We start from the raw sequence: 11,753 nt of genomic DNA, 5'->3' as shown, positions 1-11,753 counted from the left end.
ACGGAACGGGGACCCGATGACGATCTTCCTGTCCTACAGCAGCCGGGACAGGGACTTCACCCGCCGACTCGCGAACGACCTCGGCCGTGCGTCGATCGCCGTGTGGATGGACGAGCGAGAACTACGAGTCGGCGAGCAGCTGACCTCGATCGGAGAGGCAATAGCGCGAGCCGACTGGCTGGTCGTCGTCGTATCTCCCGCGGCGGCCAACTCCTACTGGGTCGCCGAGGAAATCGGCATGGCTGACGCCGCTGGTGTGGGTGTGCTGCCCGTCCTGCTCGAAGACGTGCCGCCGGAGTGGGCGCCACGGTTGTCCGGGATGGCTCACGCGGACTTCCGCAGGCCTGCGGAGTACCGCCGGGCCACTCACCGGCTCGTCGCGGCCATCCAGCGCGAGCACGCCCGCGGAATGTTCCTGCGCGCCAGAGAGGCTGTCACGCTCGTGCGGGAAGAACACGCACCGATCGGTGATCTCTTCGGGATTTCACAGCAAGGTGTCGCGAACCTGTATTCGCTGGCGAACACCCGTGACTGGGAGTTCGCCGACACGTCGGATGGCACCAGCCGGTTTTGGATCGTCGAGTTCCACGATGACCCGACAGGACTGATCAGTTCGTTCGCTGTCATGGACGGTCGGGTACACGCGCTTCGCGCTTTATACCGGTACGACGCCGACCCGGCTCCGGTCGCCGGTTCGATCATCGTGAAGTCGTGCGCGGTAAACCACCTGGCGGGAATGTCCGAGGAAGAAGTGGCTGCGTACGTCGAGAAACACCGAGCCGAAATGACGGAGGTGACCCGGCGGTACGTCCCGTTCCGCCCGGTGCCGATCGTCCAGCCTTTCGTGGACTCGGATGTCGCGGTATCCGCCGCGCTGGCCAGCACGAGCGGCTCGGCGCCAGCCGGTGAGCTGATGACGCTGACCCGGCTGGAACGGGACAAACGTGTAGGCAACAGGCCGACGTGGATCGTGGCGTTCTTCGATCCGACGTTGACTGAGAGCGTCCGAGCTGTCGCTGTCGACGCCGGCACAGGCGAGGTCCTCGATCAAGACGCGCGCACCGAACTGCTCAACGCCGATTTCACCTCCATGCGGCCGAGGGACGATGGCGGATTCACCATCTCGGTCGCTCACCAGCTGCGGGCGATCGACCGGCACATCTGGGACATCCCTGAGCGCCTCACCGCTGGCGACGCGATGGCCAAGGCCAGCGAGCTGCTGGCGGCCCGGTACGGGGCACGGACGTGGCTGCTGGGCTTCCTGTCCAACACTGGCGTGGTCGAAAGCTTTGCGGCACCCGACATCTCCTCGCGCACCGACGCTCTGATGAATAGCGCCGGCCGGGCCGGGCAATGGGTCATCGAGGTGTTCGGGCTGGAAGAAACACCGGTCAGCGAAAACGGCCGGACCGGCGCTGCTTATGACTACAAAAGGATCCTGTGCACTGCCGGGTCCGGCGCCACAGAGCAACCAGCCGCCGATCGCCTCACGCTGAGCACACGGTTGTCCGCGACGCCGCTTCCCGCGCCCGATCAGCTGCTGGAAGCGGCCGAAAGGGCCCGGCAGCGAGCCGTCCGCCAGACGACAGAGCCGCATACGTCCGTATCGGTGGCCTTGTCTCGCACGCCCCCGGAGGCATCTTGGATCTTTCGCTTTTACCGTGGCGACGATCTGGTCGCCCGGATCGAGGTGTCGATCGACGGCACGAGGGTAATCAGCTGATACTGGCTCCGGCCGACGACCATGACCGGGGACGCCCGTCACATTCTGCGCTCACGGTCGGTGACTTCTTCTGCGTCGGCCACTTGAACGGCAAGTCGCTCTAGTCGGCCCGGAACAGGAAACCCATCGGCCAGGAGAGTTGGTGTGATCGCCACCGGAGTCCGTCATCGCCCTGCAGCCGTAACGCCCCCCAAGCCCACTCAGGTGCGAGCGCACTGGAGGCCCGCGTCCTGAGCGTCGAGAAGTCGGCGAGCTGGCTGCGCTGCCGACTCTGCGGTGGCTGACACTAAGCATCGGCGAACTGGTCCGGGGCTGGTCCGGCTGCGGCGCCCGGGCCCGGTTCGCGTCGGGCTCCACGCGTGCCGAAGGAGCAGAAAAGGACGCTCTTCCCGAAGCCGACCTCGTCCTCCGCACCGAGGACGAGGTCGGCTGGGAAGGCTGACCGACCGGCTCAGAGCCGGTAGAAGTCCGTGTAGTGGTTGGGCGAGAACCACACCACGCCGGTGGTCAGGTCGACGATGATCCGGTAGGCGTCGCGGGCTGCGCCGCACGTGCGCGGGTAGACGTCGAACTCGCGGAACGAGTCGCCGGCCGGGAGCTCGCCTTCGCGGTTCTGGTAGGTGCCACCCGCGTAGTTGCACTTGCCGCCGGGCCAGTCGTACCAGCCGCGCGTGCCGGGGTAGCCCTTGCTCTGCCACGTCGTGTTGGCCGAGCGGGCGTCGGTGCAGCGGGTCTGCGTGCAGGAGCTGTACACGGTGGCGTCGGCGACCGTGGTGCTGACACCGAGCGTGGCCGCCACCGCGGTGACGGTCACGGCGAGCCGCTGCGCGGTGCGGGAAAGCAGGGAAGCGGGCACGGAACCTCCTCGTCTCGTACGGGCACCGGAAATGGTGGCTGCCGCACTTCGCCAGGAGGAGACGAGGAAGGTGGCCGGCCGGTGAACTTCCGGCAGCGACTTCGCCGGATGTCACCAGGCGAACTGCCGGCCACCGACAACGGTCACTTTTGCGACGCAACGGGCATAGTGCCTGGTGGCGTGGACATTCGTTCCGCAGCGTTCACCGGCCCGTGGTGGCGAAGTGCCGCGGGCTTGGACCACCGTGTGCGGATGACCGACGACGAAAAGATCTTTACCCACCACGTGAGCCGCCGGGGGTTCCTCACCGCCGCGGGGGCCGTGCTCGCCGCCGGGCCGCTCGCCGGGGTCGCCGACGCCGAGCCGGCCGCCGGTCCGGCCGCAGGTCCGGCCGCCGGCCAGGCCACCAGCCCGGCCGCCGGTCAGGACGCCGGGCTCACCTCCGGTGCCGGAGACCCGGTGAAGATCCCCGCGGTCAGCGGACTCCACCTGCAGTTCGGCGCGGACGCGGCCGCCGAGGTGGTGGTCTCGTGGCACACCCTGCAGCCGGCGCGCAACGCACGGGTGCTGCTCGGGCGCGCCGACGGCCGGTACGAACGCAGCGTGCCGGCGAAGACGGTCAGCTACACCGACGCGAAGTCCGGGCAGGTCGTCTACGCCTTCCACGCGTCACTTCGCGGGCTCCAGCCGGACCACGAGTACATCTACGCCGCGCTGCACGACGGCGCCGAGCCCGCGCTCGCGACGTTCCGCACCGCGCCGCGCGGCCGCGGGAAGTTCACCTTCACCAGCTTCGGCGACCAGGGCACTCCGACGCTCGGCAAGCGCTACGTGCCGCCGGCCGGGGTGACGCTGCCGAACCCGCCGCTGGTCAACGACAACCTCGGCTCGCCGGCGGCGGGCGACACCACCGCCGGCGTCGAGCGCGTGCGGCCGCTGTTCCACCTCTTCAACGGCGACCTCTGCTACGCCAACCTGGCGACCGACCGCGTCCGGACCTGGTGGGACTTCTGGACGAACAACAGCCGCAGCGCGCGCAACCGGCCGTGGATGCCCGCCGCCGGCAACCACGAGAACGAGCTGGGCAACGGCCCGATCGGGTACGCCGCCTACCAGACGTACTTCTCCGTCCCGCCGGCCGCCGGTCAGACCGAGGTCACCCGCGGCCTCTGGTACTCGTTCACGGTCGGCTCGGTGCGGGTGATCAGCCTCGCCAACGACGACGTCTGCTACCAGGACGGCGGCAACTCCTACGTCCGCGGCTACTCCGGCGGCGCGCAGAAGGCGTGGCTGGAGCGCGAACTGGCGTCCGCGCGCGCCGACCGCGGCGTCGACTGGGTGGTCGTCTGCATGCACCAGGTCGCGATCAGCACCGCCGACCAGTTCAACGGCGCCGACCTCGGCGTCCGCGAGGAGTGGGTGCCGCTGTTCGACCGCTACGGCGTCGACCTGGTCGTCTGCGGCCACGAGCACCACTACGAGCGGTCGCACCCGGTCCGCGGCGCGGCGGCGAACGCGACGCGCACGCCGGTGCCGGCCTCGACCCGCACCGACGTCGTCGACACGACGAAGGGCACCGTCCACATGGTCCTCGGCGGCGGTGGCACGTCGGCGCCGTCGAACCAGCTGTTCTTCACCCCGCCCCGCTGCCGCGTGATCACCGAGGTCGGCGACCCCGACCCGAAGACCGGCAAGCGCCCGCCGGTGTACGTCACCGAGGACGCCCCCTGGTCGGCGGTCCGCGACGCGGCGAACTCCTACGGTTTCGCGGCGTTCACCGTCGACCCGGGGACGCGGCGCGGCGGGGTCACCACCATGCAGGTGACCTACTACGACGTCGTCGGCCCGGACGGCGCTTTGAAGCCCTTCGAAACCTTCACGCTGCAACGTCCGCGCTCGGACGCCTGACTCACGCGTCGTCCCAGATCTTCATCGCCTGCGGCTCCGGCGCGAAGTGGTTCCGGATGTCCTTTGTGGCCAGCGCCGGCAGCAAGCTGAGCAGCACGAGTCCCTGCACGCCCTGGATGACGCGGTACCAGACCGGGAACTGGGAGGTGAGGATCAGGTAGGCCAGCGCACCCGCGCCGATGATCGCGACGGCCAGGAGCCGGTAGTAAGTGCGTCGCAGGCCGAGCTTCAGCCGCGCGACAAATCGGACGTAAACCACCGAGACGACCAGGATCGACAGCGGCCGGATCCAGAGCGTGCCCTCCAGCACACGACGCGTGGCCGCCTCCCGGCCCGGCATGACCTTCCCCGCCTCGACCAGGTGCTGGACCTGGTAATCGAGGACCGAGCTCTTGAACACGAAGGTCAGCACGGTAAGCAGGACGCTGATCCCCACGTTGATGTACAGCAGGACGACGATCGGTCTGAGCGTGCGCTCGACAGCGGTCATGGAACTCCCCCTCTTTCCCCGGAAGGATATCGACAATCGCTTCGAGTTCCAGCCGATTCCGAGGGGCCGCCCGTACCCGGCTTTCTCACCGACGCCGACGCTCCTGGACGACCCACGTGTTGCCGTCCGGGTCGGCGAAGTCGAAGAAGCTCGCGTAGTCACGGCGGTCCGGGTCCACGCCCGGGGCGAAGTCCCCCTGCCAGTCCACGGACTTCTTGTGCCGCAGCGGTCCGACCGGCACACCGCGGCCGGCCAGTTCTTCGTGCGCCGCCTCGATGTCGGCCACCACGAGGTAGCCGGCGCGGGCCGAGCCCGGCGCGGCGTCCGTGAGGCCCACGCCGAACTGGATCGAGGCCGGGGAGCCGGGTGGGGTCAGCTGGACCACCCGGAACCCGTCGTGCGGCCGGTAGTCGACGTCGAGGTGGAATCCGGCATTCTCCTGGTAGAACTCCAGTGCCCGGTCGGCGTCGGTGACGGGCAAGGTGATGACCTCGATGCGGAACTCCAGCTCAGACAAGGGGCTCACCCCCGTCGACGGCGAGCGAAACGCCCGTCAGGAACGTACTTCGCAGCGCGAAGACGACCGCTTCGGCGATTTCCTCCGGACGTCCGACGCGCCGCGCCGGGCTGGTGGCCGCGCGGGCGGCGAACAGCTCGGCCTTCTTCCGCTCGCCGAGACCGTCGTACGCCCCGGTGTCGACCGTGCCCGGTGAGACCGCGTTCACCCGCAGCGGCGCCAGCTCCACCGCCAGTCCGCGGACCAGCGCGTCCACCGCGGCGTTCGTGGCGCCGACGGCCAGCATGCCGGCGGCCGGCTTCCGCGCGGACGAACCCGAGAAGAAGACGAACGAGCCGTCCGCGGGCAACCGGGGGGCGAAGTGCTTGGCCAGCAGCAGCGGGCCGAGCACCTTGACGTCGAACGACCGGAGCACGACGTCGTGCTCGAGTTCCGCCACCGCGCCGCGCGCCCGCGCCGACGCGGTCGACACGACGTGGTCGACCCGGCCGAGCTCCTTGGCCAGTGCGGCGACGGACGTCTCGTCGGTCAGGTCGACGTACGCGGTCTCGACGCCCGGGTCGTCGTAGGCCTCGGCCAGCGCCGCCTGGTCGCGCCCGGCCACCACGACCTGGGCTCCGGCCACCCGCAGCGCCCGCGTCACCGCGCGGGCGATGCCGCTGCCGCGGCCGATGACGAGCACCTTGCGGTCTTCCAGCGAGGCCATTTCAGTTCCCTCCCGAGCTGAACGACCGCACCTCGCCGGGGTCGAGGCCCCGGTCGATGCCGTGCGGGGTGACGGTCTGACCCGGTTCGAGCGCCAGCTTGCGACCGTCGAGGGTCACGTCGACGACGTCCGGCTCGAACGACACGAACCCGGACACGCGCTCGACCTCGGGCCACGCCTCGGGGTACGACCAGGCCGCGCGTTTGCCCGGCCCGATGTCGAAGTAGCCGGCCAGCCCCTTGTACGGGCAGAACGTCTCGCCCTCGACCGGCGTCAGCGCGGTCAGATCGATGTCCTCGCGTGGCACGTACCAACGCGGCGCGAAACCCGACTCGTAGAGCACGACCGGGCGCGTTGTCTCGGCGACGACGCGGTCGCCGTCGCGCACGACGAGGTGTCGCGACGTCTGCCGGATGTCGATGCGGTGGTACGGGTCGGCCGCGTGGCCGACGATCCGCTCGTCCTCCTCGTAGAAGGCGTCCATCGCCCGCCAGGCGAAGGCGACGCGGTCGCGCAGGACGTCCGCGTGGCCGGGGAGACCGGTGTAGCGCCAGGCCGCGCGCGGCGCCTGTCGGTCCCCCGCCCGGACGGTGAACCACTCGGCGGGGCCCAGCTCGCGGTGCGGCGTCGTCCGGTTCTCGGCAGCCAGCACGTCGTCGCGGACGTCGGCGAGCGGGAAGTACGCGACCGGGTAGCGGCCGGGCTCGTGCAGCAGGACGACGTCCTCGCTGTCGGCCACCCACTCGCCGCCGAACCGCACGCGCATCCGCCGCCGCAGCGGCTCGGCGAACAGCAGCCGCTCGGGCAGCGGCTGCTCGACCAGGAAGTGACCCACCGCCTTCGCGGCCAGTGGTCCTTGCTGCCAGGCCAATCCCATGACGTCCTCCTAACCGTTACAAATACCTTTGATGGTTAGACAGGCAAGCATGGCGTGCTGTAACCTGTCAAGCATGAGTTTGACGGTTAGGTTGGCGATGGCCGACGAGACATTGCTGCTCGACCTGCTCAACACCACCCCGGTGCGGGACGGCCGGGTCGAAGACGACCTCGCCGACCCGCGGGCGGGCCGGGACTGGCTCGCCGCCCACGGGCAGCCCGCCACCGACGACGAGCACCGCGCCCTGCTCGAGGCGCGCCCCGTGCTGCAGGCCGTCGTGCGCGGCGGCGACTCCCCCGCGGCGGCCGCGCGGTTCGTCGACGGCGTGGGCTACCGGCCCGTCTTCGGCGACGACGGCGTCGAGTGGGTGCTCGACGTCCCACCCGGCCGGTCCGCCGCCGCCCGGGCGGTGCTGGCGTGGGACGCGCTCGCCAAATCGAGCCCCGGCCGGCTGCGCCCGTGCGCCAACCCCGAGTGCCGGCTGTTCCTGATCGACCACAGCAAGCCCAACAGCGCCCGCTGGTGTTCGATGGCCCTGTGCGGCAACCGCATGAAGGCCCGGCGGCACTACCAGCGCACCCGGATCGCCGCGGACTGAAGGAGACGACCACCATGGCCCGGTTGGTGTCACTGAACGTCGGACTGCCGAAGGACGTGCCCTGGCAGGGCCGGACCGTCCACACGGGAATCTTCAAGTACCCGGTCGAGGGCCGCCGCATGGTCCGCCGGCTCAACGTCGACGGCGACGGCCAGGGCGACCTGGGCGGCCACGGCGGCGAGAACCGCGCGGTGCTCGTCTACCAGCGCCAGTCCTACGAGCACTGGCGGCGGTTCCTCGGCCGCGACGACCTCGAGGACGGCCGGTTCGGCGAGAACTTCACCGTCGACGGCCTGCCCGACGACGAAGTGCACATCGGCGACCGGTACCGCATCGGCGAGGCCGAGTTCGAGGTCACCCAGCCGCGCGTCACGTGCTTCCGCGTCGGGATGCGCCTCGGCGAGCCGCGGATGCCGTCCCTGCTGGTGGCCCACCACCGGCCCGGCTTCTACCTGCGGGTCATCACCGAAGGCCACGTCCAGGCCGGCGACGAAATCGTCCGCACCCGGACCGGCCGGCACGAAGTCAGCGTCGCGGCCGTCGACGCACTCCTCTACCTGCCCCACCGCGACCGGGACGCGCTGCGCAAGGCCCTCGACATCCCGGCGCTCAGCCCCGGCTGGCAGGGCTCGTTCCGGGACCTGCTGGCCGCGCAGGAGCCATCGGCACCCACCGGCTGGCGCGGATTCCGGCCGCTGCGCGTCACCCGCGTGGTGCCCGAGAGCACGACCGTGGCCTCCCTGCACCTGGCCGCCGAAGACGGCTCGCCGCTCCCCCGGCCGGAGCCGGGCCAGTACCTCACCCTGCGCGTCCCCGGAGCCGGCGACCCGGCACCGGTCCGCAGCTACTCGCTGTCGGCAGCGCCTTCGGACCGCGAGTACCGCATCAGCGTCAAACGGGACGGAGTCGTCAGCAGCTACCTCCACACGCACCTGGCCGCCGGCGCGGTCGTGGACGTCGCGGCGCCCCGGGGCGACTTCGTGCTGACCGAAGACGACCGTCCCGTGGTCCTGGTCTCCGCGGGCATCGGCGTGACTCCGGTCCTGGCGATGCTGCACGCACTCGCGGCGAACCGGACGCCACGGGAGGTCTGGTGGCTGCACACCACCCGGACCGCCGCCGAACACGCGTTCGCCGCCGAAGCACACGAGCTGCTGGCCGGCCTTCCGCACGGCCACGAGCACATCCACTACACCGCGGAAAACGGCAGGCTGACCCGCGAAAACCTGGCGGACCTGCCGGTCGACGGCACCGTCTACCTGTGCGGACCGGACGCCTTCATGACGGCCGTGCGCGAATCCCTGGTCTCCCTGGGGTTCGACCCGGCGAGGGTCCACAGTGAACTGTTCGGCGGAGTGTCGGCGATCAACCCGGGCCTCACCGGCGTCGTCCGCAAGACCCCGCACCCCCCGGCCGGCGAGGCCGGACCGGGACCCGCGGTCACGTTCGCGCGAAGCGGCCTCACCGCTCCGTGGAGCGACCGCTACCCCAGCCTGCTCGAGTTCGCCGAGGCGTGCGACGTACCGACCCGCTGGTCGTGCCGCACCGGCGTCTGCCACACCTGCGTGACCCCGGTGCTGTCCGGCCGGGTGCGGTACGACCCCGACCCGCTCGAACCGCCGGCGGCGGACGAAGCCCTCGTCTGCTGCGCCCAGCCGCAGGACGACGTCGTTCTGGACCTGTGACGCGCCGGCACCGACAGCACATCGCCCCGGCGCCGAAACCCGATGAAGGGACACCGCAGTGACCGCCGAGCCGTTCGAGGTCAGCATCACCGAAGCCGAGATCGCGGACCTGCGTGACCGGTTGCGCCGGACGCGCTGGCCCGAGCCCGAGCCGGTGGACGACTGGTCGCAGGGTATCCCGCTGGCCTACACCCAGGAACTTTGCCGCAGCTGGGCCGAGGACTACGACTTCGGGTTCGCCGAGCGGCTGAACGTCTTCCCGCAGTACCGCGACACCGTCGACGGGCTGGGTGTGCACTTCCTGCACGTCCGCTCGCCGGAGCCGGACGCGTTCCCGCTGGTGCTCACGCACGGGTGGCCGGGTTCGGTGCTCGAGTTCCTCAAGGTCATCGGCCCGCTCACCGACCCGCGCGCGCACGGCGGGGACCCGGCGGACGCGTTCCACGTGGTCGCGCCGTCGTTGCCCGGGTACGGCTGGAGCGACAAGCCGTCGGTGCCCGGGTGGGGCGTCACCCGCATCGCGCGGGCGTGGGACACGCTGATGGTTTCACTGGGCTACGAGCGGTACGGCGCCCAAGGCGGCGACTGGGGTTCGGCGGTGTCCGGCGCGCTGGGCGAGGTGGCGCCCGGGCGGGTCGCCGGGGTGCACCTGAACCTGGGGTCCGTGGCGGCGGGCACGTTCGACGACCCGACGCCCGCCGAGCTGGCGAACCTCGCGGCGGAGAAGGAGTTCCAGCGCACCGGCCGGGGCTACTCGGCGATCCAGGCGACCCGGCCGCAGACCCTCGGCTACGGCCTCACCGACTCCCCGGCGGGCCAGGCCGCCTGGATCGCCGAGAAGTTCTGGGCCTGGACGGACCACAACGGCCATCCCGAGGACGCCGTGACGCGGCAGCAGATCCTCGACGAGATCTCGGTCTACTGGTTCACCGCGTCGGCCACGTCGTCGGCCCGCCTGTACTGGGAAAGCTTCGCCCACTTCCGGGACAAGGTGACAGCCCCCTCCGGGCTGTCGGTCTACCCGCGCGACATCACCCGCCCGTCGCGGCGGGAGGCCGAGCTGCGGTTCACCGACCTGCGCTGGTTCGAGGAACTGCCGCGAGGTGGCCACTTCGCCGCCCTGGAGCAGCCGGAGTCGCTCGTCGAGCAGGTGCGCGGGTTCTTCCGGCTCGTCCGCTGACCGTCCTCAGTTCCGCAGTTCCCGGAAGAACTCGGTGACGTCGCGGGCGAGCAGCTCGGGTTCTTCGTGGGCGGCGAGGTGGCCGCCGCGGGGCATCGTCGTGTACCTGGTGACGTTGTGGGTGCGTTCCGCCCAGCTGCGCGGCGGCTGGGCGAGGTCGGCCGGGAACAGGGCGACGGCGGTCGGCACGTCGACCCGCTCGACCCTGCGGGTCAGGTGCTCGCTGTACTCGTAGTACGGCCGGAACGACGTCGAAATCGTGTTGGTGAACCAGTAGAGCGACGCTTGCGTCAGCAGGAAGTCGTCGCTGAACCGCGAAGACACGTCACCGCCGCAGTCGCTCCACGCGCGGTACTTCTCGAGGATCCAGGCGAGCAGCCCGGCGGGCGAGTCGGCCAGGCCGTAGGCCAAGGTGACCGGCCGGGTGCTCTGCTGGTGCTGGTACGCGCCTTCTTGCGCCGACCAGGTCGCCACCGAGGCGAGGTGAGCCCGCTCCGGCGCGGTGAGGCTCTCCTCGTCGTAGGCGACCGGGCCGGCGACAGCCATCAGGTGGATACCGACCAGGGCTTCGGGATGGGCTTCGGCCAGCCGGGAAGTGGTGCCCGCACCCAGGTCCCCGCCGTGCGCCGCGTACCGCGGGAAGCCGAGTTCCTCGCGCATGAGCAGGTGCCACAGCTCGTGGGTCGGCACGGGATCCGGCAGCGACGGACGTTGCGGGGAGAAGGCGAAGCCCGGCAGCGACGGGACGATGACGGTGAAGGAGTCCGCCGCGGCACCACCGTGCTTCGACGGCGTTGCCAGCCGCTGGGCGAAGGCGGTCAGCTCCAGGAACGAGCTGGGCCACCCGTTGGTCAAGACGATCGGCAGCGCGTCCGGGGCCTCGCCGTCGAACCGCAGGTAGTGCACCGGCGTCCCGGCGATGTCCGCGAAGTGGTGCGGCAAGTCGTTGATGGCGGCTTCGTGCGCACGCCAGTCGTAGCCGGTCGCCCAGTGGGCGACCAGCCGCCGCAGCTCACCGGGATCGGTGCCCGCCGACCAGCCGGGCACCGGCCACGGCGCCGGCCACCGCGTGCCGGCCAGCCGACTCCGCAGCTCGCCGAGCTCGGCGTCACTGACTGACAGCACCATGGTCTTCTCCTCGCTTCGGGGAAAAACCGTCCTCGACGGCCTCCCGGGACGGTGGCCGGCCGCCGGGAGCGGCGGAGGGGTCTTC

At 70.7% G+C, this 11,753-nt stretch carries 11 protein-coding genes; 5 read left to right on the top strand and 6 right to left on the bottom strand.

All coding sequences use genetic code 11. The features are described 5' to 3' along the window. Nucleotides 1-16 precede the first annotated feature (16 nt). Nucleotides 17-1,723, top strand: coding sequence for a toll/interleukin-1 receptor domain-containing protein (locus tag ACLJPY_RS31790; RefSeq protein ID WP_410594024.1), 1,707 nt, complete (start codon nucleotides 17-19; stop codon nucleotides 1,721-1,723). 451 nt (nucleotides 1,724-2,174) lie between these two features. Here ACLJPY_RS31790 and ACLJPY_RS31785 read toward each other — a convergent pair whose 3' ends face one another. Continuing rightward, on the bottom strand, nucleotides 2,175-2,579 hold the full coding sequence (locus ACLJPY_RS31785) for a ribonuclease domain-containing protein (RefSeq protein ID WP_410594022.1): 405 nt from the start codon (nucleotides 2,577-2,579) through the stop codon (nucleotides 2,175-2,177). A 252-nt stretch (nucleotides 2,580-2,831) separates the two neighbouring features. Here ACLJPY_RS31785 and ACLJPY_RS31780 point away from each other — a divergent pair, with 252 nt between their 5' ends. After that, the gene (locus ACLJPY_RS31780; protein WP_410594020.1) at nucleotides 2,832-4,487 is read left to right on the top strand and encodes a purple acid phosphatase family protein; all 1,656 of its coding nucleotides are present in this window, start codon (nucleotides 2,832-2,834) and stop codon (nucleotides 4,485-4,487) included. 1 nt (nucleotide 4,488) lies between these two features. Here ACLJPY_RS31780 and ACLJPY_RS31775 read toward each other — a convergent pair whose 3' ends face one another. From ACLJPY_RS31775 to ACLJPY_RS31760, 4 genes are all read right to left on the bottom strand, one after another. After that, nucleotides 4,489-4,977, bottom strand: coding sequence for a hypothetical protein (locus ACLJPY_RS31775; protein WP_410594018.1), 489 nt, complete (start codon nucleotides 4,975-4,977; stop codon nucleotides 4,489-4,491). A gap of 85 nt (nucleotides 4,978-5,062) precedes the next feature. Next, complete coding sequence (locus ACLJPY_RS31770) at nucleotides 5,063-5,503, bottom strand: VOC family protein (protein WP_410594016.1); 441 nt, start codon at nucleotides 5,501-5,503, stop codon at nucleotides 5,063-5,065. After that, complete coding sequence (locus ACLJPY_RS31765) at nucleotides 5,487-6,200, bottom strand: SDR family oxidoreductase (protein ID WP_410594014.1); 714 nt, start codon at nucleotides 6,198-6,200, stop codon at nucleotides 5,487-5,489. Before ACLJPY_RS31765 ends, ACLJPY_RS31770 begins: the two co-directional genes overlap by 17 nt. A 1-nt stretch (nucleotide 6,201) precedes the next feature. Next, nucleotides 6,202-7,077, bottom strand: coding sequence for a DUF427 domain-containing protein (locus ACLJPY_RS31760; RefSeq protein WP_410594012.1), 876 nt, complete (start codon nucleotides 7,075-7,077; stop codon nucleotides 6,202-6,204). Between the two features lie 73 nt (nucleotides 7,078-7,150). Between ACLJPY_RS31760 and ACLJPY_RS31755 the strand changes: the two genes are divergently transcribed. Genes ACLJPY_RS31755 through ACLJPY_RS31745 form a run of 3 tightly spaced genes read left to right on the top strand, consistent with a single transcriptional unit; the run spans nucleotide 7,151 to nucleotide 10,540 of the window. Continuing rightward, nucleotides 7,151-7,675 carry a CGNR zinc finger domain-containing protein gene (locus ACLJPY_RS31755; RefSeq protein WP_410594010.1) on the top strand — a complete coding sequence of 175 codons (525 nt, stop codon included), beginning with the start codon at nucleotides 7,151-7,153 and terminating at the stop codon, nucleotides 7,673-7,675. Between the two features lie 14 nt (nucleotides 7,676-7,689). Continuing rightward, nucleotides 7,690-9,360 (top strand): MOSC domain-containing protein, encoded by a 1,671-nt coding sequence (locus tag ACLJPY_RS31750; protein WP_410594008.1) that lies wholly within the window; start codon nucleotides 7,690-7,692, stop codon nucleotides 9,358-9,360. A gap of 58 nt (nucleotides 9,361-9,418) precedes the next feature. Then, nucleotides 9,419-10,540: an epoxide hydrolase family protein gene (locus tag ACLJPY_RS31745; RefSeq protein WP_410594006.1), complete on the top strand. Its 1,122-nt coding sequence runs from the start codon at nucleotides 9,419-9,421 to the stop codon at nucleotides 10,538-10,540. Nucleotides 10,541-10,546: 6 nt separating this feature from the next. Here the strand turns inward: ACLJPY_RS31745 and ACLJPY_RS31740 are convergent, their stop codons facing one another. Then, complete coding sequence (locus ACLJPY_RS31740) at nucleotides 10,547-11,665, bottom strand: epoxide hydrolase family protein (RefSeq protein ID WP_410594078.1); 1,119 nt, start codon at nucleotides 11,663-11,665, stop codon at nucleotides 10,547-10,549. Between the last annotated feature and the right edge of the window lie 88 nt (nucleotides 11,666-11,753).

It is taken from the genome of Amycolatopsis sp. lyj-23 (assembly GCF_046549135.1).
Classification (GTDB): Bacteria; Actinomycetota; Actinomycetes; order Mycobacteriales; family Pseudonocardiaceae; genus Amycolatopsis.
Note: the sequence above shows the minus strand (reverse complement) of the source record. Positions and strands in the feature narration are given on the sequence as shown.